The sequence below is a fragment of the Corynebacterium ulcerans genome (genome assembly GCF_900187135.1).
Lineage (GTDB): Bacteria > Actinomycetota > Actinomycetes > Mycobacteriales > Mycobacteriaceae > Corynebacterium > Corynebacterium ulcerans.
Genome location: NZ_LT906443.1, coordinates 1147917 through 1171124, shown reverse-complemented (window position 1 = coordinate 1171124; position 23208 = coordinate 1147917). Strand labels below are relative to the sequence as shown.

Here is a 23208-nt window from a genome sequence, read left to right as displayed (position 1 = left end):
CATGAATATGATCAACGAATCTCAGCCAGGAAATATCTCGGCGCGCTCTTCTGTGCGCGTAGCATTTCGGGCGCAGGCATTTATCAACTTTTTTGTTGCCTTTAGCGGAATTCTCGCACTTGCAATAAGTATTGCAACGGTTGGCTCAGCGCCACGCGCAAACGCGCAAACTCAAGAAATTGCTGTGGAACAAGTCACTGCTGTAGCAGGAATACAAAAGCAAACGTTCAGTGTTCCACTTGATACAGCTGCTACCGTTGACCGCATTAGTCTGGAAAATGATGCACTGCAGGGTTTGAATACACCTATATTTGACGACACGTGGGGTGTCACAATTGGTCACACCGAAGTTCCTTTTAACAGCATCACGTGGGATCTAGCAAGTGGCGTGTGGGTTGCTTCTTTTCCTCCAGTTGTAGCTTCTCCTGGTGACGAAGTATCACTAAACACACCTGTTAGTGCTCAGTGGTCTGAGGGGAAAATGAGGGTTTTCGGCACAATAACTGGCGCCTCAACCGAAACCTCAGCAACTTCTGCTGCGCCGCAGCCACTAGATCCTCGTTCCGCTGTGGAATCAGTGTCTCCATCTACAGTTGATTCCTCACCAAACGCGAAAACTGGTAGTGGGGCTACTGCCGAATTTTCCTCGGTAGTTAAACAAAACTCTTCTATTGCAGGCGTTGGCCTGTCTTTTGGTGAAGCTCTTAAAGAAGCAGCCAATAAAATTGAAGTTTTTGCAGAAGACGCTGATGGAACGCGTAAATTGATAGAACAATTCGAAGGCCTTCAAGCGGGCGCCGAGAACGCGAAGCTTACTTTTGGGCAACCGTATAAAATCAGCGCTGGGCAAAAGATCGTGATGACCATAAGCGGTGGTTCTAACTTTAACGATGTCGTCCCCACTGGTGAAAAAGGAAATCCAGTTGGTTTGCAGGTGTATGGAACTCCTAGCCCACAAGCATTAAGAGCTGCAGTTCCCACGGTTGCTGGCACTCCGGATTTAGAACGACTCGGATCCGGTAATTCAGCTGCGAATCTGCAGAATGGGATCCTTACTATCAGTACCCAGAAACAAGGTCCAGGAAAGGTAAAAGAGCTAAATATCCATACTGAGGTAGCTGGTTTTATAAGTTCTGCAGGATGGTCGCTTAAGGTCGGGAATACAGTTGTCGATCCTGGTAAATATGAACTTCGTGTGGATGGCGATGACGTGTATTTCACGTTTAAGGAGCCTCAAGATTACCCTGAGGAAACCACATTTGAGGCAACTGGTCCGTGGACTGGTACGACCTGGACAACCGGGACAATGACGCTGTGGGGAGAACTTCCTGCACCGCCGTCAAACAATTACGTCAATTTGAAGACGTCACCCATTAAAAACTGTCGTGCGGATGGAAGTAAATTCTTATTTTCTACAACTGTGACGGAAGTCGCTAGCGTATATGTGATGTCCGTGTATCTCCCGAGTGGTCTCGAAATACCAGCTGATTTAGCAGATTCCAAAATTTATGCGGTGGCTGGTGGGAAAAAGTACGCCAACGTTACAGATTTTACAATAACGATTAATGGCAGATATTTGAGTGCTACGTTTAATCCAGGGATACCTGTAGGTAGAAGTAAGCCTTTTGCTCTGTATATTCCATCTAAGCTTAGGTCCGGCGCTTACACCCCTTGTAATATTCAATTGTTGGGAGAAGGAACCGCGTCTCCAATGCCCACTGTCTGTAGCCCTACGGACCGTCCTGTGGATGACACCGGCATGCCCATGCCGTGGAGCGGAGACGAACGGAGAGTTTCATCCCGCCAACCAGCTCGTACCTTGACCGCAGCAGAAAAAGCTCGTGGTACTTCCGTGTATGTCACTGCAAGTACGCCCAATAGCCAGGCTAGAAATATGTCTCAGCTTTATCTGCAGACACAGGCAGGCACCCAATTCCAGAAAATAGGTGATCAAACGGGGTGGGTCGTCAATGCCCTTGCCTATAACCCCGCAGACAATTGGCTGTATGCGGTATCTCAAGGACGAGTTGGCAGACATACTGTTAAAAGTAGTGATGGTAGAAGCTATCAGTATGTGCCTTTAGAAGACCCCTGTTTCCCCGCTGGGCACTTACTGCAAATCGATCCGGTTACCGGAAAAGTGTATAACTTGGGACGAATTACTGATGCTGCTACACAGAAAAACTATGGTATCGGCGGTTCGTACAATCAGCCGTGGCCGAACGACCTGTGGGGTGGAGTCAACTCGGGCTTTGTTGACCTAAACGGAAACTATTGGGTGACCAACTCTTCTTTGTCTGGAAGTGGACACTTCTACAAAATCGATCTGAGCAACCGTACTGCAACTCCTACTGGTTCAGCTTCTGCTAGGTGCGGCAATGATGAAGCAAACTACTGCTCCCGAGCCGAAGACTGGACTGCTCTTCCTGGGACTAAAGGTAACTATGCGTGGGGCATTAAAAACGGTTGGGCTGCGAACAATCGCATCGTGCTTGAGCGTATGAACATGAACGATGGTTCCCTTACCACTTGGGATATAACGGATCTGCGTACTCTTGCCGGTCAGGCAATCCCAACGGGACACCAATGGGGTAAAGCGTGGAGCTACGGTAATGGAAATCTAGGATTTGGTACGGCCAGTGCTGGTGCAACCAGTGACGTTGTGCAATTGAAAGTGACCAACCCAGACTCCGCAAACCCTACTTTTGAGTTGGTATCCATAGATGACACCGCACCACGCTCTTATAACTCAGACGGTACAAGTAACGGTCTTGTCCCCGCTGAGGTGGATCTGGAAGCTACTAAGACCTTTATAAAAGAGGAGAACGGTCGGATTTATTGGAGGATTGAAGTCGCCAACAAGAGCCTGCTTAACGGAAGCTCTGGCTTTGTTCTTAACGATACGTTTGAGCAGGGATATTCAGACATTAAGATGGAGAGCACCACTGCTACCCAGACGAGTGTTCATACTAGTGGTAATTCAATCCAAATTATTTTTGGCCCTGTTCCTCCCAGCTCTTCCGTGAGCGTAGAAATATCTGCTAAGCAGCCAGAGACGATGGTTGATGGTTGTGCTCGGAATACTGCGATCATCATCGGTAATGAGACGGATCCAATGTCCGGGAACAATACGACGACCGCTGAGGAATGTACGGATACTCCTTTGAAGATTCAGATTCAAAAAGTCGATGCGGATAATCACACCAAGACGCTCGACGCTAAATTTGAACTTCGAGATCCGGTCGGTGACAGCGTAGACAATTACGTGCCTGCACAAACCGGAACAGAGATTGTGGTCAATGCTGATGGCACCTCAGGTACTGCCGACGTGAAGACCGATAAGTACTATTTCTTGGTTGAGACTAGGTCTCCGTCGGGGTATAGCCTTCTACCGGAACCCATGCTTATGAGGATTGAAAAGGATACAGCTGGTAATCCTGTGGTTAAGTTCCCCAGGCAGGTAAATGCTTTCCCTGTACTAACGAGCAACATCAAAGTTGATAAAGGACTTATCACTATCCCAATCGCTGATGTAAAAGAAAGTGGTACTTTGCCTAAGACCGGTGGCATAGGAGTTGGCATGGTCGCTCTTCTGGGTGTGGCAATAGTCGGTGTTGGCCTAGGAATCGGAAGAATAAGACGATACTAGTCCGAAAATTGTTAGTTGCTGCTGCTTAGCAGTGCTTGGCTCGGCGTGATGAATTCTTGTCCCGCCGAGCCATATGCTTTTCATCTGAAATGCGATTGACCTGGTGTCGAGGGGAAATTTACGCTGCTGGGGTGTGAGGAAAATATGGAAAACTTGTTATAAGTATTTTTGAATTAGCGTAAGTATTACCCTATTTGTGTGGAGCTGGTTTGATCCGGGTAGCGTCCCGTCGGATTGTGAGTTATGCTTCAGGGGTATCGCATCCAAATGATACGAAGCTAGCATCCCCCTCAATATGCTAGCTGGGAGAGTGCTGGTCAGTTTTTAAACTGACCAGCACTTTTCTTTTGTGCTAGTAGGAAACTCTGGGAACAGCTATGTAAAAGTGGCAAAATCCTGTTGTTTTTGCTGCACGGGTTTGAGATGGCGTCGAGAAGCTTTGCGGAAAGGCATCATGGTTTTAGATATCGCGTACCTTGTCGTGGGGGCATTGCTACTTGGGTGGGCGATATATCGGTTGGTGGAGGATCGGAGACGACAGCACACTGGACTGATCCTTTTGGTCAGTATCTTTTTGTCGTGGATCGCTGTGGCCAACTTTATTTTTGAGCTGGATCCGGGCTGGGGGATCGTAGCGGGCTTTGGTGTGCTTGTGGTGATCATCGGATTTGTGTTCGGCATAGCACTTGCACTGTTGGTAAATAGCTACTTTTTGATGAAGCGTGAGGGGATTTCATTAGCGCATTCCCTGCCGCTGATCGCGGGATTGGGAACTTTACTTGCGTATTTCTTTGTTTTTGCTGGTAATCCAGTGTTTGGCAGTGGATCTGCGCTGTCGATGTTCTTCTGGTTGGCGGCGTGGTACATCGGTGTTGTGGGGTATGTGGGCTTTAATCTCACGGCGTATACGCTTCAGGCACTGATCTACGGGAGATGGCCTCGTGCTCCTCACTATGACGCAGTGGTTGTGTTGGGAAGTGGGATTAGGGGTGAGGAGGTCACGCCGCTGTTGGCATCGCGGCTGGACCGGGGGATCCGTTTGGCGCGTGATGTAGGGGCGAAAGCTTTTGTGTGTTCTGGCGGGCAGGGGGAGGATGAACCAATTCCAGAGGCTGAAGCCATGCGTCGTTATGTCGAAGAACGGACCTCTGGAGAATTTGTGGTTTATGTAGAAGATCGCTCTACGACGACAGAAGAAAATATTCGTTTTAGTAAAGCGGTTGTGGACAGTGAGCTTGGCGCGGCGGCAGAGGTGGCGATAGTGACGAGTAATTATCACGCTATGCGGGCAGGTGCTCTTGCTCAACGTTTGGGTGTGGCATGGAGCTCTTATGGTGCGCCTACGGCCCTGTACTATGTTCCTACGGCCTTTTTGCGTGAATTTGTGGCCTTTATGGTGTTTAACTGGAAAATCCACGCGGCACTGCTCGGATTATTCTCTGTGGGGATGTTACTGCTCGGCGCATTGGCTCTGTCTTGACCGCTGGGGGTGGGTGATAAGGCCATGTGGGGGTGAGTGGTCTGAGTGGGTGTAGTGCAAAAATGGCTGCTCAGGGGGATAATTTCACCAATGGGTGAAAAGTTTTAATAAAACTTTGGGAAGAACCTTGTGTATGGCCCGCCCTGTAGCTATAGTTCTTTTTGGGCAGAATATATAGTGCTAGCCTAACGGCCTATGTGACCTGCCTGACCTATGGTTTGGCTTGCTCTTACTTTATGAGTGTTTCCTATGTGCACTCGTAAGGGTAAGTCAGACCTAGTAGAGGGGTCGGCGCGAGGGGCGCCTTGGCGGTCACATAAGTAGTAGGAACAACTGGTACATATCTGCTCTGCAGGGGATAGAAGGTAGTCAATTTGACTACCTTCTATTTTTTTATTTTCGGCCTTCTGTGGGTGAAATCGGGCATGCTTTTCCCTATTGGGCGTGATGTGAAACAAAAAACCTACGCTAGCGTATATTTTATTTTCCGCATAAATGCTGGTAGGGGCGTTATGAAAAAAATTGGTGGCCGCAATCACGTTATTTTCAGAACCATGAGGAAAAGACAGACCTAGTATGGGGACCATAAGGCATTAACTACAAGCACCAGCGGGGGAACGCGGCGTGTGTTAAGGGCTACTTTCCATCGTGGTGCGTTAGTGGTTTGTTCTCAAAGCAAGCCAGAGAAGGAGCATTGATCGGTATGAGTATGTCATTTAATCCTCAGGGTTTTGAGCAGGCCTGGGATCGTTTCGGATCAGAAGACTTCGACGTTGTCATTATCGGCGGCGGCTCTGTGGGTGCTGGCGCGGCGCTCGATGCGGCCACGCGAGGACTCCGTACCGCCGTGGTAGAGACTCGTGACTTTGCTGCTGGAACCTCCTCGCGATCGTCGAAAATGTTCCACGGCGGTTTGCGCTACCTTGCAATGTTGGATTTCAAACTTGTCGCAGAGTCTCTCCATGAGCGTGAACTCAATATGTCGGTCTTGGCGCCGCACTTGGTCAAACCCTTAAAATTCATTTTCCCGCTGACTCATCGTCTCTGGGAACGCGTGATGATGTTCGGCGGATTCACGCTTTATGACCTCATGGGTGGGGCGAAAAGCGTGCCCATGCAAAAGCACCTCACTCGTGGGGGTGTGTTAAAAGTTGCTCCGGGCTTGCGCAACGACGCCATTGTGGGCGGTGTTCGTTACTACGACACCCTTGTTGATGATGCTCGCCATACCATGATGGTGCTGCGTACTGCAGCTCATTACGGTGCGGTAGTACGTCCATCAACTCAGGTAGTGGGCTTTGATAAGGATGCTTCCGGTCGGATAGTGGCGGCGCAGGTGCGCGATACTGATACCGGCGCTGTGACAACGATCCGCGGCAAGGTGTTTATCAACGCCACGGGTGTGTGGAACGACGAGGTAGAAAAACTTGCCGGCGCTCAAGGCAAGTTCTCTGTGCATGCCTCCAAGGGCATTCACATCGTGGTGGAGAAGGATAAGCTCGACGCTGACGCAGCACTGTGCTTTGTCACGGAGAAGTCGGTGTTGTTTGTGATTCCGTGGGGTAATTATTGGATTATTGGCACCACGGACACCGATTGGGACAAGCATTTATCCAAGCCTGATCCTGCTCCCACACGTGCCGATATCGATTATGTGTTATCGCAGGTTAATCAGCGTGTGAGCAGGCAATTGGGGTATGAAGACATCGTAGGGGTCTTCTCTGGGTTGCGTCCATTGCTCAGCGGTAAGTCTGATGCTACGACGAATTTGTCGCGTAACCATGCTGTAGCTGTGGTGACTCCAGGGCTGGTTTCCGTGGCTGGCGGAAAGTACACCACGTATCGAGTAATCGGCAAAGACGCAGTTGATGTGGCTCTCAAGGAATCTAAGATTACTGCTCCAGAATCGGTGACTGAGCGTACGCCTATTGTGGGCGCTGATGGATACCATGCGTTAGTTAACCAGGTGTCGATGTTGGCCACTAAGTACGGGGTAGATGAGCAGTTAATAACCCATCTGCTGGGGCGGTATGGCTCGCTATGTGAGCAGGTATTGGCTCCGGGCCTGGAAGATCGGCAGCTGCTGACTCCTGTGGAGGGCGCTGAAGGCTATTGCTGGGCAGAGGTTCTGTATGCAGTCACCCATGAAGGGGCCTTGCATGTGGAGGACGTATTGTTGCGTCGTTTGCGTGTGGGAATGGAATACGCAGACCGAGGTGTGGGTGCTGTGGATGGTGTAGCGCGACGTATTGCCCCATATTTAGGGTGGGATGATGCACGCGTGGAAGAAGAGATTTCGGGATTTGTTAATCGTGTAAACGCAGAACTAGCTGCAGAAAAAGCATTAACGGATGTTGAAGCGAACACAATTATGACCACTGCGACGCAAACTCGACCCAACGTAAATCTGGATATTGAGGGCTAAATTGCGGAAGTAGGGTATAGTAGTCCTTGCTGTGGGCTACTATCCCAGTACCTGGCACTATGGAACTTGTTTCATAGTGCCAGGTCTTTTTCTTTTTCTGGGTACTTGGGGCAGGGGGGTCCTGGTGAAAGTATGACGGTTTGTAAGTGTCGGAGGTCACTTACAAACCCTAAGTAAATACTAAGCTAAAGATACTAAAAGTGTAAATAGGTATAAGGAAAGTATTTTTGAGCGAGTTATAGGTGATTGCAGAAACGCTTTTGGGGTATCCAACAAGCGAAAAACTGCGATGGACCTTAGACTTTTGGTATGGGTATCACAATTAGCGTTGAGGAGCTTGCGCAGCGAATCAACACCGGCAGTAACAACATCATTCTCGCCAGCCTATGGTCGCCGCATGAAGGTGGAGGCTATGCGCACTTCAATTCGGAGCACATTTCCACCGCGCGTTACTGCGACACGGCTTTTGCGTTGGCTTCTGCCCCAAGTTCCAAGCTGGGGCGTAATCCGCTTCCCACCAAGGACACTCTAGCCCGTTGGTTTATCCGCTGGGGCCTGACGGATGATCGTCAAGTTGTGGTGTATGACGATTACCGTGGTCTTTTTGCTGCTCGCGCCTGGTGGGTGCTCAAGTGGGCGGGAGTCCCAGATGTTGTCATCTTGGATGGCGGACAGAAGGCTTGGGAAGCCGCAGGCTATGAGACTCTAGGCGGTCCAGGTAATCCACGGACCTATTCCACCATTGAGCCGGAACTGGGCAGCATGCCTACTGCAACGATTGAAGATGTGAAAAACCACACGGGGATCCTACTGGATGCTCGTGAGGCTAATCGCTTTGCTGGGCGCAAGGAGCGGCTAGATCTTAAAGCCGGACACATCCCCGGAGCAGTTAACGTTCCTTCTCGAGACTTGCTTACCCAGGAGGGTCTGTTTAAAACACCCGAGGAAATCCGCGCGGCATTTGCTGCAGTAGGAATCACTAGTGCAGATGATGTGATTGCATACTCGGGTTCGGGTAACCACTCGGCGCAAGCAATCATTGCTATGAATATTGCTGGTCTAGGAACGCCTCGGCATTACGTGGGCGGATGGTCGCAATGGGCGGCAGATCCTAAGAACCCTGTTGAACATGGAGATGCGCGCTAGGCTTTAAGCCATGCTATTTCTTTTCGCCGGAATTGTGGGGCTCCTTGGGGCTGGGCTGTGGTTGTTTGACCTTTCACGTAATCGAGCAACCACAGCGAAGCAGAACACAGACGTGGAGGAGAAGGGCGGTCCATCAAAGAAACTCGCGGCCATACCGCGGGGGAGCCGGAAGGAAAAGAAGGCGTGGGCTGAATCTAAAGGATTTGATTACACCAAAGAAGACGCTTTTCTTGCCGACGAATGGAGCAGGGGAGTAGCCGCAGAAGGAGCAGTCGCCCGCGACGTCGTAAGTGGCATCGCTGGTGGATATGAAATGCACCTTGTGGAACTAGGCGGGGTGAGCGTGATGGCGTTGCGTCGTGCTGCTACCTCGGACGTGGTTGTAGTGGCGCGTCGAGAAGCGCAAGAAGATGCAGAAGACTTAATGCAGGTCAGCCGCATCGAGGGATTCATTCTGTATGGGAACGACCAAGGCGCGATCGAAAGAATGCTGGACGAGCGGGTGGATAAAGCATTTGCCAGTATGCCCAGCGCAGTGTCGGTGGTGTGGGAAGAATCCGATTGGGTGCTCGCCCAGCTTGAACGCGGCTCCACGCACGAAGACTGGGATGCCCTTATCCAGCCACTCGCGCTCTTTGCTGATGCAGCGCGGGTATTGCCACCACGAAGCGGCGCCACCCAGCCCGTGGACTTTACAGACTGCGATCCCACCAGGCCCATGCCGGACGCCCCGGAGATAGAGGAGGACGACTCCGAAGATCCGGTTCCGGTTTTACCAGTGGTGGCACGCAAAGAAGACCCCGTCCAACTACCAACTCGCGCCACAGCGCAGGCACGCGGAGTCGTTGAGCCTCGGCCTGTTGGCGGCGACGAGGTCGCTGCCATAGCTAAGGGCGATAAGCCAAAGACGCAACGCTATAACGGAACTCGTGTTCTGCGTGACTTGAGCCAAGGCTCCACGATTTTTGAGGACCTCACAGAAGAACTCGGAACAGACCCTCTAAACTAAGTAGCTAAAGCCTGACGGCAGTGAAAAATAAGGAGAGCTCCCGCACCTATGACTATCAATGCAGTAAAGAAAAAAGAACTAGCGGAACTGATCAAAGAACTTGCCGTTGTTCATGGGAAAGTCACGCTATCTTCGGGCAAAGAGGCTGACTATTACGTTGATCTGCGTCGGGCCACGTTGCACCACCGCGCCTCACGCCTGATCGGAGAACTGCTGCGTGAGCTTACTGCCGATTGGGATTATGTGTCCGTTGGTGGGCTTACCCTGGGCGCTGATCCTGTGGCAACCTCCGTTATGCATGCTGAGGGGCGCGCAATCGATGCCTTTGTTGTGCGCAAGGAAGCTAAGAAGCACGGTATGCAGCGTCGTGTTGAAGGACCCGATGTTGTGGGTAAGAAAGTTCTGGTGGTGGAAGACACAACAACCACCGGAAACTCGCCGCTTACTGCGGTCGCCGCCCTGAGGGAAATGGGGGCCGAGGTCGTGGGCGTGGCTACGGTCGTCGATCGCGCCACTGGTGCAGCTGACGTTATTGCTGCCGAGGGCCTGGAATACCGCTACCTCATCGGGCTTGAGGATCTAGGTCTTGTCTAACATCACCTCCGCGCCGGGCCCTACCGAGTGGGGAGAGGGCCTCCACGGGGTTGGGCCGTGGGCAGAAGAACACCCCGGCGTACCCCTGCCCGCCGAGCCCCACTACGATCCTGAGCTGCTGGAGTCGGGGGATCGCCGCAACGTTGTCGACGCCTACCGCTATTGGTCAAGACCTGCCATTATCAAGGACATTGACACCCGGCGCCACGCCCTGCACATCGCGATTGAGAACTTTGAAAACGACGCGAACATTGGCACCGTCGTACGCACCGCTAATGCGTTTGCCGTAGACACGGTGCACATTGTGGGGCGGCGTAGATGGAACCGTCGTGGCGCAATGGTTACTGATCGCTACCAGCACCTTATGCATCACCCAGACACCCAGACCCTGGTTGACTGGGCGCTGGCGGAAGGCCTCACAATCGTGGCCATAGACAACACGCCGGGGTGCGTTCCGTTAGAGACCGCCGAGCTGCCAGAAAAGTGTCTCCTGCTCTTTGGACAGGAAGGGCCGGGGGTGACCCAAGCGGCGCAAGAAGGGGCATTGATGACGTGTTCTATTGCGCAGTTTGGCTCAACACGTTCGATCAACGCCGGCGTTGCTGCTGGTATAGCCATGCATGCTTGGATAAGGCAACACGCCGATCTGGGGAAAGCGTGGTAGCTGGCTAAAACTTTTGTCTAGTATTGGGGAAATGTTCCGTTCGGCCGCACCAGCTGGTGGCGGGCTTTTCTACGAGAAGAGTAGGTATCACGTTGAACGAAATATGGCTGCATCGTGCCGATCTCGCTGAGTCTGCGATTAACGAGAGGCATGCGTCTTCGTTGTGGGGCTTACCTCGTACAAATTTAGCCGTCGTAGCGTGGCCACCGAATATTAAAGAAAAGCTTTTTTATCGGTGGCATTACTGGTGGCAGGCACACTACTTGGACTGCCTTGTCGACGCCGCCATTCGCCGCCCAAGTAAGGCTCGCAAGCAGCGGATCCGGGAAACCATCGCTGGTATCCAGATCCGCAACCTGGGCAAGCTAACTCGAAATAACTATTACGACGATAAGTCTTGGCTGGCGCTTGCCTTGGACCGGGAACGTCGTATGCGGGGTCGAGGTAAACGAAAACATTTGCGGGCTTTGGAGGTCAATATTGTTGGTGGTGCGGATTCCGTAGTTGGCGTTTTGCCGTGGCGTGTAGGCGAGCACTTTTTTAACGTTCCTACCAACGGACCCGCAGCTATTATGCTTGCGCGCAATGGCGACATTGCCAAAGCGCGCGAGATTATCGACTGGATTTTTGACAATCTTATTGATGAAAAAGGCCTGGTGATGGATGGCCTGCGCATGAGTATGCGGGGCCCCGAGCTGGTTAAATACACGCATCCTTATTGCCAAGGCGTGGTCATCGGAGCGTGCGTGGAGATTGCCGAGGCGTTGCGCGCCGACGAAGCGACCTATGAAGACTCTATTACTTATCTGGCTCACGCGCGTGCTGTGATTCATGCGGTGGCTAAGGAAATGTCAACGTCATCGGGCGTGATCGACTGGGTAACAGGCGACGGCGACGGAGGTCTCTTCAAAGGAATTTTGGCGCGTTACCTTGCTGATGCCGCGGTGCGACTTCCGGGAGACGGCGAGGCTAATCGCTCTGCGCGCAATATTGCTAAGCGCCTGGTTATGGCCTCTGCGGAAAGCGTGTGGAATCATCGCCTAGAGGTCGATGGCCTTCCGGTATTTGCCACTGACTGGACAGATGATGCGAAGCTTCCTCACAACTTTGGCGTGGGAGGTTCGGCGTTGAGTGACATCGTGAATGTAGTGCGTATCGACGAACGCGATTTGTCCGTGCAGCTTTCGGGATGGATGCTGCTGGAGGCCGCTGCACATATAGTCGAGTCTGAATAGTTTCGGTTATGTCCGAATCTGTGTGATTTCTCTCCTAATTTTTCGGATTGAAGGGGAGCATTCTGCTGGGGTTGCTGGCATACTGGGATACAGGCTACGAGCAATCGTGCTCACAGATGAAACGAATAAGCTAATCCAACTGGAGGATTTTTCATGCCTATCGCAACTCCCGAGGTCTATAACGAGATGCTGGATCGGGCTAAGGCAGGCGGATTCGCCTTCCCAGCCATCAACTGCACCTCTTCTGAAACCATCAACGCAGCTCTGAAGGGTTTCGCTGAAGCTGAGTCCGACGGCATTATTCAGTTCTCTACCGGTGGTGCGGAGTTCGGTTCCGGCCTTGCGGTAAAGAACAAGGTCAAGGGTGCTGTGGCTCTCGCTGCATTCGCTCATGAGGCAGCAAAGAGCTACGGTATCAACGTTGCTCTGCATACCGATCACTGCCAGAAGGAAGTTTTGGATGAGTATGTTCGTCCCCTCATCGCTATTTCCCAGGAGCGAGTAGACCGCGGCGAGCTTCCGCTATTCCAGTCGCACATGTGGGATGGGTCTGCGGTTCCGATTGATGAGAACCTTGCGATTGCTCAAGAGCTCCTGCAGAAGGCGCGAAACGCCCACATTATCCTTGAGGCTGAGATTGGCGTTGTTGGTGGCGAAGAAGACGGCGTAGAAGCTAAGGCCGGCGCTAACCTCTACACCACTCCAGAGGATTTTGAAAAGACCATCAACGCCCTCGGTACCGGCGAGAATGGCCGCTACCTGCTGGCCGCAACCTTCGGAAACGTCCACGGCGTGTACAAGCCAGGCAATGTTAAGCTGCGCCCCGAGGTTCTTCTTGAAGGCCAGAAGGTTGCTCGTAAGCTGCTCGGTCTAGACGACTCCGCTTTGCCGTTCGACTTCGTCTTCCATGGCGGCTCCGGCTCCGAGAAGGAGAAGATCGAGGAGGCACTGACCTACGGCGTAATCAAGATGAATGTGGACACTGACACCCAGTACGCATTCTCTCGCCCGATTGCTGCTCACATGTTCTCTAACTACGACGGCGTACTCAAGGTTGACGGCGAAGTTGGAAACAAGAAGGTCTACGATCCACGTTCTTACATGAAGAAGGCTGAGCAGAGCATGTCCGAGCGCATCATCGAGGCTTGCCATGATCTGCATTCGGTGGGAACCTCGGTAACCAAGTAAACTTAAAGCAGTATATATTTCAACACCTAGTCAATTAGCGTTGGCTGGGTGTTTTTTATGAAAAACTTCGGGTTCACTTTTAATCAAAATATATTACCGTTTAGTTCTTTGACCTGCTGTAAATGTGCTGCTTAGCTTGAATGGTTAACTTAATCATTCCTTCTCTAGGAGACCCAGTGGGTAATAGACCTGGTCCTCGGATTGTGGCAATCACTACAGCTGCAACCCTTGCCATCTCAGGCTTAACCGTAGCGGCACCCTCAGCCTTTGCGGCCGTCGATGACGGAACAACGAATGCATTCACCAGCAATCCGGATGCGAAATTTGCTAATGAGATTTTCTTCTTTGATTTCTCCAAAGTAGCCAGCGGTGAGCAGCTTGAAAATAAGTGGGATTCGAAGAATCCTGAAAATAATGAAGGCGGCTTTGGTGGCAAGCGCATCAAAGAAGGTGACAGCTATACCTATAAAGACACTGATGGTCTGCCTAAGGGGATGGAAGTCACAGTAACCATCAAGAGCATCAAGGCTATGTATTCCGATGCTACGAGTACTGATGGAACTCCTCTTACTGTGGACAACGGTGGTATCTGGGCGCGTAACGTGACGTGGAATGACTTCTTCCGTCCAATCAACTTTGATGCGCTTGCAGACCGTAACTCGGACCGTGATAAGTGGTTTGATAGGGATGTTCTATATCCTAGCGATCCCGGCGCAAAGTGGCAGATCAGCCAGTACTTGGATCCAACCCTCTTTGGTAATAATGCAGATAACGTAGGTAACCAGGGCTACACTTTTGACCTTGATATTAAAGGCACCCTGAACGGCAAGCCGATCTCTCTCGATGTGATCGCATCTGATGGTGAGTCCACCGGTATTAAAGTGGAGGACCACAACAACCCCTATGGCAGCAATCTGGCCAAGGGTGGAGTTCCGGAAAACCTTGGTTTAGCAACTAACGCTGATGGTGGCTGGGAGGTTATCCAGGACCTCGTTAGCAAAGAGGGGCGCTACTACTACGTAGACAACACTCCTAAAGTGCCCACGCAAGTGCCGGAAGGTAAGGCCCCTTACCCTCAAATTGATGTAAAGCCTGGCGATGAGTGGTCGTTAAAGAATGGCGACAAGACCTATGGCTGGGTGGACACAGAGCTGAATGAAGCAGGCGGTCCATGGGCAAATATCCCGCAGTCCCAGCCCCTACTCGTCAGCCGTGGAGCTGAGAAAGTTTCCGTCACTCTAGACAACAACCCACGCGGCAAGACTGGTTCCCGCCAGGGTGTTGTCGCAGGTATCTTTATTCCTACGGATCAGGGCGACGCACCGGAGTCTTATGGGGAAGCCAGCCACATCCTGGATAACTGGAATGTGACGGGGCAGCCGAAGCAGAACCCGGACGTTGCATTTGAAGCCAAGAACCGGGTCGGCAATGAGATGCCGACCCGTGATGGCGGTCAGAACTGGAGCGATGACGCTAAGAAGGACTCCGAAGAAGACGTCCAGCCCAGCGTATTCAAAGATGGCTTTGAACAGAACAACGGCAAGGTCACTTTCCCCGTAACCGCTACAAACAGCGACGTTGTGGCATGGGTGGACCTGGACAACAACGGTAAATTCGACGAGTCTGAGCGTCGTGTTGGCGTAGTTGAGGGCGGCAACGTTACCTTCGACTGGAGCAATGCTGACAAGAAACCTGAGCCCGGTAAGGACTACTACGCACGCATCCGCGTAGGCGGCGAGGGTGTCAAGGCCGATGATATGAAGCAGCCCACCGGCGTTGTGCAGGGCGGTGAGGTGGAAGACCTCAAGTTCACGGTTGAAAAGAAGCCTGAACCTCTGGTCTCCTTGGGAGACAAGGTCTGGTTTGACAAGGACTCCGATGGCCTACAAACAGATGGCGAGCCAGGCGTTAAAGACGTCAAGGTCTCGTTACTGGATGAGCAGGGTAATCCTGTTAAACAACCCGGTACAGAGAATCCTTATGTAGTAACCACCGGCGATAACGGTGAGTACCTCTTTGAAAACCTGCCCAAGGGCAAGTACAAGGTGCAGTTCGACTACTCTGCTGCTCGTACTCCAGAGGGCAAAATGTTCACGGCGTTTACAGTTCCTGGCGCCACTCCAAACGGTAATACTGAAAAAGATTCTGACGTCCTAGATTCCAAGATCAACAGCGTTGGTCTCACTGACGTCATTGATCTGCAGTCGGATCGTCGCGATGTAGACGCAGGTCTAGTTGTTGTTCCCTTTGAACTGGGCGTTTCCGTTGGTGATTTTGTTTGGCATGACAAGAACAACGACGGCATCCAGAACGATGGCGATGACAGTGGCATCAAGGGTGTTGAGCTAAGGATTCTTGATCCGGAAGGCAAGCCGGCTAAGGATATTAAAGGCCAGGAAGTCCCTAATACCTTCACGGATGAGAAGGGCAACTACCTCTTTGATCACCTTCCAGCGTTGGAAGACGGTCAGAGCTACACGGTTGAGGTTGTCAAGAACCCAGAGGGCTTTGTTCCTGCTAAGTCCGGTGCTACCGATGACTCGGAGAAGGATTCCTCCACTAACAGTGCGAAAACCAAACCAGGCGCTTTGAAGGAAGACAAGGCCAAGGACCTGAGCTTGGACTTTGGCTTTGTCAAGCTGGGTTCGCTGTCGGGTATGACCTGGTTCGATTCCAACAAGGATGGCATCCGCGACGATAACGAGAAGCCTCGTTCTGGCGTGACCGTTACGTTGCTTAAGGACGGCAAGCCTGTTGACGGTGTTGACCCAGTGAAAACCGGAGAAGACGGTACATACAAGTTTGAGAATCTTGTTCCTGGCGCTGGTTATTCTGTTCGCTTCGGTGATACAGAGAACCTGACCAAGAAGACGGAAGGCGATGTCACTAAAGACAAGGACTCCAACGCTGACCTGACCACCGGTGAGACTGCCGCCGCCGAGGTTAAGGCCGGGGAGAATACCCCGAACCTTGATGCTGGCTACATCACTCCTGCAGTTTCCGTTGGCGATCTTGTTTGGCATGACAAGAACAATGACGGCATCCAAAACGATGGAGATGACAGCGGCATCCCCGGTGTTGAGCTGAAGATTCTCGATCCGGAAGGCAACCCGGCTAAGGACATTGACGGCAAGCTGGTCGCCAATGTTGTCACCGATAACAACGGCAAGTATCTCTTTGAGAACCTTCCGGTTCTGAAAGACGGCCAAACCTACACCGTTGAGGTTGTCAAGAACCCAGAGGGCTTTGTTCCTGCTAAGTCCGGCGCAACCGATGAGGACAAAGATTCTTCTACCAAGAGCGCCCAGACTGCCCCGGGTGTGTTGGCCAAGGACGGCGCTCAGGATCTGACTTTGGACTTTGGCTTTATCAAGCTGGGTTCTCTGTCCGGTATGACCTGGTTTGATGCTGATAGGGATGGTATCCGCGACGAGAATGAGAAGCCTCGCGCTGGTGTGACCGTTACCTTGCTTAAGGATGGCAAGCCTGTCGAGGGCGTTGACCCCGTGGAAACCGGTGAAGATGGCACGTACAAGTTTGAGAATCTTGTTCCTGGTACCGGTTATTCCGTGCGCTTTGGTGACACAGAGAACCTGACCAAGAAGTCGTCGGATACAGACGTTACCAAGGAAAAAGATTCCAACGCTGACCTGACCACGGGTGAGACTGCTACCGCTGAGGTCAAGGCAGGGGAGAACACCCCGAACTTGGACGCTGGCTACATCTCTGAGCCAGAGACCCGGAGCTCGGTGACCGTGGCCCGCCAAGGCGAGCCCCAGAAGTCAACCGACAATGACTCGGAAAAGATTGGAAACATCACGGACGCGGGCATCACTCCTGCAGAAATGTTCCCAGGGATCGATCCGACCCTTCCGGTTGAATACAAGCTTGTCGACGCCTCCGGCAACCCCACCGACAAGGTAGAGGTGCCAGGTCGGGGTACATACACCATTGATAGCGATGGTGTGGTTACCTTTGAGCCTCACCCTGATTTTGTTGGTGTAGCAAATACCGTGATGGTTACGGCTACCCAGGGTGAAGTGACTCATGTTTCTCAATACACGCCGATTGTTATTCCAAAAGATGGCGATGGCGAGTTCCCGTTGCCGCACTTTGTGGATAAGGGAGAGACCGGCGAGCCGGTTACCGTTACCCCAGGTAAGGGCAACCACCCTGATTATCCTGCAGATCTGTTGCCAGAAACCGTGAAGTTTGTTGAAGAGGGGCAGCCTAAGGGGGCTGAGATCTCGGAAGACGGTAAGAAGATGACTGTTCCTGGCCAGGGTGTCTGGACTATCGACGAGAACGGCAACTTCACATTCACGCCTGAGGCAGACTTTGGTGGAAGCCCGGATACGGTGAAGTACAACGGCGAAGATGAGTACGGAAACTCCGGAACAAATGATGGAACTGTCACCATCGTGTATCCGGTTCCTGAAGGTAACAGCGATTTGATTCGTAACCTGATCATCGCAGGTAGCATCATCGGCGGTATTGGTTTGATAGCTGCTTTGATAGGCGGAAGCAGCGAAGGTAGTAGTAATGGCAGCAGCAACTCTCCTGCGCCTGCTCCTACCCCCGCGCCTAAACCAGCTGAGCCGAAGACGGAGCCGAAGGTCGAACCGACAAAGGTGACGCCAAAGGCAGAAGCCAAGAAGTCTCCGATGCTGGCTACCACCGGTGCAAGTGTTGTGGGGCTGCTCGTAGCGGCACTAGTGCTTGTCCTTGCAGGCGTTGCGCTCGTTGCACGTCGTAAGAATAAGTAATAATCCATAAGGCTAAGGGCGGTACATCTCATTGCGAGGTGTGCCGCCCTTGTGCATGTCTACACAATCTGCCTACTATGTAATGCATAGTAGTTGGCTACACATAGAAGGTGAGATGGCGGAATCACAATTAAGAAAAGGCGTACTAGAACTGATCGTTTTGGCGGCTTTGGAAAAGGAGCCCACCTACGGTGGTGCGCTCATTGAGCGTCTGGGGATGGAGGTTTCTCCGGGAACTCTTTATCCACTCCTGACCCGAATGAAAAAGCACGCGTGGATCGGTAGCCATTGGGAGGAGTCGCCTTCGGGACCTCCTCGCAAGATCTACTCGGTCACAGAAAAGGGGAGCGAACGCATAGCGGAGCTGGTGCAGGAATGGCGCGCACTGTCTGTAGTTGTCAACGAACATGTGGAAGGGATTGGAAAATGACCAGCTTTTATGAACGAGAACAAGACGGAACCATAAAGATTTTTGGCGTCGCAGTGCATTCTCCGCAGACGCAATTTAAAATCTTCGAGCCTGAGAACCCTGCTCTTTTTGTTCCGCGATCGTTGGGTATCGGATGGGATCTTAATGTGGGAGCGCTTGCCGTAAAGCTAGGGTTGGTGCGCCCCGATGACTCGCTACCGGATTTGCAGGAGTACGTGCCGTCGCAAACGCTTAAAGCCCTGAAGTACATGCCCTTTATTGGCACCGGTGTGGTAGCGCTGGCTGCTTGCATCGCCAGTAAACAGAAACTTGTGCCTTATACCGCGCTTAGTGGGGCAATGGCTTTGTGGAGCGCCGATAAAGACGTGACTGTAAAAGCGCAAACTCTTGGGGTGCAAACGATGGCGTTCCTGGACATATGCGCGGTCAAGGCTGATTCTCGTCCGCTGTCCACGATCGCGGTTCTGAGTTTTCCGGTGGTCACCACCGCCGTGGTAGTGGGTACCGTCAAATCTGCGCTGCTCAACTTGGATGCAACGTTGAAGGCAAAGGGCAATGAGTGAGCTTGCACCTTTGTGGTGGTTAATCACACTGCAAGGAGTATTGACAGTCACAGCGCTCTTTTATGCTGCACAGCTCGGGGATCGTCGATTAGCTGAACAGTCCCGATGGGTATGGATCGTAGCGATCTTGGTGGGACAAACGGTGGGCAGCATTGTGTTTTTGGTCGTGTATTTCCGGGATCGGAAACATCGCGATCAACCGGAACGAACCCAGCCCACCAAAGGGGCAAAAACGATTGAACAGCTTTATGGGGATGCTTTATGACTGTACTTGCTGTGCAAACGCAGGACCTAAGCAAGTGTTATGGCGACGTCGTTGTTGTGGATAATCTTTCCATGAGCGTTCCTGAAGGCTCTATATACGGGTTCATTGGCTCGAATGGTGCGGGAAAGACCACAACTATCAGGATTCTGCTGGGTTTTGCTGCGGCTACGTCAGGGAGTGCAACGGTGCTCGGGCTGCCTCGGGGGACGTTGCCGCCAGAGCCTAGTAACCAAATAGCCTACTTGCCAGATGTTCCCCGTTTTGCTGCATGGATGAAACCCATAGATGCGCTCATATATTTAGGCAGAGTATCCGGAGTGGACTCAGACCAGGTGGTTGATCGAGCACACGACCTGTTAGACCTCGTTGGTCTGGCGGGGGCCAGAAGCACCGTGGGAGGCTTTTCACGAGGAATGGTGCAACGTCTGGGCATCGCAGCCAGCCTGATAGGTGCACCGCGATTGCTCGTGTTGGATGAGCCTACGAGCGCTCTCGACCCGTTAGGGCGCGCTGATGTTTTAGCGATCATCAAGCAACTGCGCGGGCAGACCACAGTCCTTTTTACCTCGCACTTGCTTGCCGACGTCCAAAGCGTATGCGACCACGTAGGCCTACTGCATAAAGGAAAACTTGTGCTTGAGGGAGAGATACAGGATGTGTTGGCAACACACCGATCTGCCAACACATACCTCCGCCTACCCGGAGACGAGGCCCTGCGTGCTGCCTTGCAATCTCAATTGGGAGTGCCCGTGACAATCGAAACATCTACTTTGCAAGATGTCTATGAGTCGGTGTGCCATGAACAGCAATAAAGTCCTGTGGTTCTACGAACTCCGAAGAATAGCGTCAACTCCTAGCAGCCACATTGTGCTGGGACTAGGACTCTTCCTTGCCGTAGCCTCCCCACTCACCGCATGGTTTATGCCCGATATAATTCAGAATTTGCCAATGCCTGAACCCACGTGGCGAGACTCATATGGGCAATGGGAGAAGAACTTACACCAAGTTATAAGCATCGCTATTATCATCGTGTCTGCTCACGGAATAAGCGGAGGCCTTAGCGGTGGGGAAGCCGTCCTAGTGCTGAGCAGAAATGTGTCGCGTCGTGCATACATCAGCTCCAAAGTATTCAGCTATTATGCGCTGTCGGTGGGCGTCGTAACGCTAGGAACGCTGATAGTGTGGGGCGCAACCAACGTGGTTTTTGGAGAAGCTGCATTGCTAGTACGGAGAAGCTGCGAATGGTTTATGCAGATGACGTTTGTGCTTGCAGTGATTACCGGCGCCGCTGTGATCTGGCAGCGGATGGTTGCTGCGGCAGGCGTGGGATGTGCAGTTTTTCTCTTGATGCAGCTTGGTGCAATCTGGGAGTCTGCACCGCCAGCATGGGCCAGCGTCCCCCTTGCATGTGTGGTTCTTTATGCAGCGATGCGGCTGTACGACCGCAGAGAAATCCGAGGCGACTAAGATTTACTCAGGTAACAGAGTAGATTGAGGAGCTTATGGCACCTACGTGGTCAGAGACACAACGGATGAACAGATTCCAACAGGGGTGGATGCGTCTGCGCTCTAATTGGATTTATGTGATCCAAGCGGGGCTTGCGGCGGGGCTATCCTACTGGGTAGGTTTGCATCTTTTTGGCCATGAGCAGCCCTTTTTTGCCCCTATGTCCACGGTGATTGTGCTGAGCACAACAGGCGGCGAGCGATTCCGCCGTTCCTTTGAGCTCGTCCTGGGTGTGAGCATCGGTGTAGGGCTTGGCGACGTCCTCATCGCCCTTGTGGGGTCCGGGGTCTGGCAGATCTCAGTCGTCGTGGCCCTGTCCATTGTGCTGGGCACTGTGGCGGATAAAGGCGTCCTTGTGGCTAATCAGGCGTCGTTTGCGGCAGTCCTGATTGCAACGATTCTTCCGCCGGGTACCTCGGGAGGCACTGACCGCATGCTGGATGCTCTGGTTGGCGGCCTCGTGGGAATCGCGGTCATAGCGCTCATTCCTGACTCGCCTTTACGCTCGGGAAGGCGGGAAATCGCAAATATTCTGGGCGTGATGGTTGTTGTCCAACGCAAGGTTGCCAACGCGCTGCGCACGGGCGACGCTGACGCCATTGCAGATGCCCTTGTCCTGGCGCGAGGTACCCAAGGGCACATCAATCAGATGATTGCTGCTGCCAATATGGGTAAGGAGACGATTCAGGCGTCGCCACTGCTCTGGGCACAACGCCGACGGATTCGTTCGATGATGCGGATTCTTAACCCCGTGGACAACGCAATGCGTAATACACGTGTGCTCGCGCGCCGGGCATTGGTGATTTGTGAGGACCAAGACGAGGTGTCCGCGCAGCAGATTGAGCTGATAGAGACCTTGGCCTGTGTGTCTGAGCGGCTTTCAAACCTGTACTTTGGCAACACGGAAGTCTCTGAAAACGCAGAAGTGCCCAAGCTGGTCGGCATCCTCAGGGATGCCGGCGCACGCTCGGGCTTAGATGTGGCCGAGGGGAGAGTACTCTCCGCTCAGGCCGTGTTGGCGCAGACCCGATCATTGATCGTGGACCTACTCCAAATATGTGGTCAGTCTAGGCGCTCCGCGGTAGAGGTTCTCGCCCCTACCTCGGAACATCCAGCGACTGTAAGAAAAATTTGGAACGACGGTGAATGATTATTCAGTACTTCTAGCGACGGAAGAGGAACTTGAGGAATCCACCGGAAGAGCCCTGAGAAGTGGTGGTGCGGTGCTGCTCGGCACGCTCTAGCGTCTCCTTCTGCTCCTTCACCACGTCACGAGTAGCCTTAGCGTTCTCCAGATCGCGCTCCAGATCCTCGCGGCGCTCACGGTCAGACTCGCCGTTTACTTCGTTCTCTAGCTCGTTAGCGCGGCGCTCAAGGGCACGCTCGTCTTCACGAGCACGGCCTAGCTGAGCATCCAGATCGCCTTCCATTGCACGTGTGACGCGTTCACGCTCGGCACGGTCACGCTCTGCCTTCTCGCGGAGGATCTGCTCACCATTGCTGGTGGTGGTCACCTCTGGGTGGCGCAGGCGATCAAAGTCGAGATCGTGGTAAGGCAGCGGCTCGCGCAGATTGAGGGGATTGCGCAAGTCATCGGTGCCAATTTTGCGGAAAACGGTGGTGGATACTTCACCCTTATCCGAGCGCCAGACGCGATCTGCTCCGAGAAGCTGACCAATGTACCCCTTGCCTTCAACCCAGGCAGGTCCGCCGGAATCGCCGTGGTCGGATCCAATGTCACCAGTGAGTACCACCGGGCCACTGACATTGGTGATGGGGGAGCACGCAATGCGCTGAGTACGGCTGCCGTATGCACAGAGGACATCGCCGACCTCTGGCTCAGCTACGGAATCCTGAGAGAAGTAGTTCTGTCCGAGGAGATTAGAGTCAGAAATCTCCACGTAAGCCAGGTCGGATGCTCGGCTGTTGACACTCCACTGCATCTCTGTCGTGTCGCTGAGTGATGCCCACTCCTGAGGGTAGACGTGGCGTAGGGTGCCGATGCTCTGGTGGTATTCGTCGTAGACCTCAGCACCATTGTCACCGCAGTGAGCGTCAGTCCACACACGATTATTTTCGGTGTCTACATAGCCCACGGTGCACACGCCAAGTGTGTTGGCGGTCCTTTGAATCAGTAGCCGGTCTCCTTGATCAACAGCTGCGGGAACTGAGGGAGCGTCTTGGGCGCTTGCCAGCGGCAATGGCAAGAGGGCTGCGACTGCAAGCACCGCCGCTAATTTGCGTTTGAGGTGCATTGTTTTCCTTCCGGTTGATTGCAAATGCATTA

The 23208-nt window shown here is 52.7% G+C and carries 17 protein-coding genes; 16 read left to right on the top strand and 1 reads right to left on the bottom strand.

Annotated features, from left to right (window positions below; genetic code table 11):
• The first annotated feature begins 1 nt into the window (after position 1).
• From CKV68_RS05310 to CKV68_RS05230, 16 genes are all read left to right on the top strand, one after another.
• Positions 2–3649, top strand: coding sequence for a DUF6923 family protein (locus tag CKV68_RS05310; protein WP_231910467.1), 3648 nt, complete (start codon positions 2–4; stop codon positions 3647–3649).
• 454 nt (positions 3650–4103) lie between these two features.
• The gene (locus tag CKV68_RS05305; RefSeq protein WP_014836839.1) at positions 4104–5129 is read left to right on the top strand and encodes a YdcF family protein; all 1026 of its coding nucleotides are present in this window, start codon (positions 4104–4106) and stop codon (positions 5127–5129) included.
• Between the two features lie 703 nt (positions 5130–5832).
• Complete coding sequence (locus CKV68_RS05295) at positions 5833–7554, top strand: glycerol-3-phosphate dehydrogenase/oxidase (protein WP_038619397.1); 1722 nt, start codon at positions 5833–5835, stop codon at positions 7552–7554.
• Positions 7555–7863: 309 nt separating this feature from the next.
• Entirely contained in the window at positions 7864–8700 is an 837-nt protein-coding gene (locus CKV68_RS05290; protein ID WP_013912441.1) for a sulfurtransferase, read from the top strand.
• Positions 8701–8710: 10 nt separating this feature from the next.
• Positions 8711–9709: a type III secretion system chaperone family protein gene (locus CKV68_RS05285; RefSeq protein WP_013912440.1), complete on the top strand. Its 999-nt coding sequence runs from the start codon at positions 8711–8713 to the stop codon at positions 9707–9709.
• A 48-nt stretch (positions 9710–9757) separates the two neighbouring features.
• Complete coding sequence (pyrE, locus tag CKV68_RS05280) at positions 9758–10303, top strand: orotate phosphoribosyltransferase (RefSeq protein ID WP_014526304.1); 546 nt, start codon at positions 9758–9760, stop codon at positions 10301–10303.
• Positions 10296–10967 (top strand): TrmH family RNA methyltransferase, encoded by a 672-nt coding sequence (locus tag CKV68_RS05275; RefSeq protein ID WP_014526303.1) that lies wholly within the window; start codon positions 10296–10298, stop codon positions 10965–10967. The genes pyrE and CKV68_RS05275 overlap by 8 nt, the downstream gene beginning before the upstream one ends.
• Before the next feature lie 92 nt (positions 10968–11059).
• On the top strand, positions 11060–12202 hold the full coding sequence (locus tag CKV68_RS05270; RefSeq protein WP_095075734.1) for a glycoside hydrolase family 76 protein: 1143 nt from the start codon (positions 11060–11062) through the stop codon (positions 12200–12202).
• Positions 12203–12355: 153 nt separating this feature from the next.
• Positions 12356–13390: a class II fructose-bisphosphate aldolase gene (fbaA, locus tag CKV68_RS05265; RefSeq protein WP_013912436.1), complete on the top strand. Its 1035-nt coding sequence runs from the start codon at positions 12356–12358 to the stop codon at positions 13388–13390.
• 176 nt (positions 13391–13566) lie between these two features.
• Positions 13567–18156 carry an SdrD B-like domain-containing protein gene (locus tag CKV68_RS05260; protein WP_095075733.1) on the top strand — a complete coding sequence of 1530 codons (4590 nt, stop codon included), beginning with the start codon at positions 13567–13569 and terminating at the stop codon, positions 18154–18156.
• 115 nt (positions 18157–18271) lie between these two features.
• Positions 18272–18586, top strand: coding sequence for a PadR family transcriptional regulator (locus tag CKV68_RS05255; RefSeq protein ID WP_029974199.1), 315 nt, complete (start codon positions 18272–18274; stop codon positions 18584–18586).
• Positions 18583–19149 carry a DUF5808 domain-containing protein gene (locus tag CKV68_RS05250; RefSeq protein ID WP_029974197.1) on the top strand — a complete coding sequence of 189 codons (567 nt, stop codon included), beginning with the start codon at positions 18583–18585 and terminating at the stop codon, positions 19147–19149. The genes CKV68_RS05255 and CKV68_RS05250 overlap by 4 nt, the downstream gene beginning before the upstream one ends.
• Entirely contained in the window at positions 19142–19414 is a 273-nt protein-coding gene (locus CKV68_RS05245) for a hypothetical protein (RefSeq protein WP_095075731.1), read from the top strand. Before CKV68_RS05250 ends, CKV68_RS05245 begins: the two co-directional genes overlap by 8 nt.
• Positions 19411–20226: an ABC transporter ATP-binding protein gene (locus CKV68_RS05240; protein ID WP_023636378.1), complete on the top strand. Its 816-nt coding sequence runs from the start codon at positions 19411–19413 to the stop codon at positions 20224–20226. The genes CKV68_RS05245 and CKV68_RS05240 overlap by 4 nt, the downstream gene beginning before the upstream one ends.
• A 55-nt stretch (positions 20227–20281) precedes the next feature.
• Positions 20282–20881 (top strand): hypothetical protein, encoded by a 600-nt coding sequence (locus CKV68_RS05235; RefSeq protein ID WP_029974192.1) that lies wholly within the window; start codon positions 20282–20284, stop codon positions 20879–20881.
• Between the two features lie 35 nt (positions 20882–20916).
• Positions 20917–22071: an FUSC family protein gene (locus CKV68_RS05230; RefSeq protein WP_013912431.1), complete on the top strand. Its 1155-nt coding sequence runs from the start codon at positions 20917–20919 to the stop codon at positions 22069–22071.
• A 13-nt stretch (positions 22072–22084) separates the two neighbouring features.
• Here CKV68_RS05230 and CKV68_RS05225 read toward each other — a convergent pair whose 3' ends face one another.
• Positions 22085–23176 carry a chymotrypsin family serine protease gene (locus CKV68_RS05225; RefSeq protein ID WP_029974190.1) on the bottom strand — a complete coding sequence of 364 codons (1092 nt, stop codon included), beginning with the start codon at positions 23174–23176 and terminating at the stop codon, positions 22085–22087.
• Between the last annotated feature and the right edge of the window lie 32 nt (positions 23177–23208).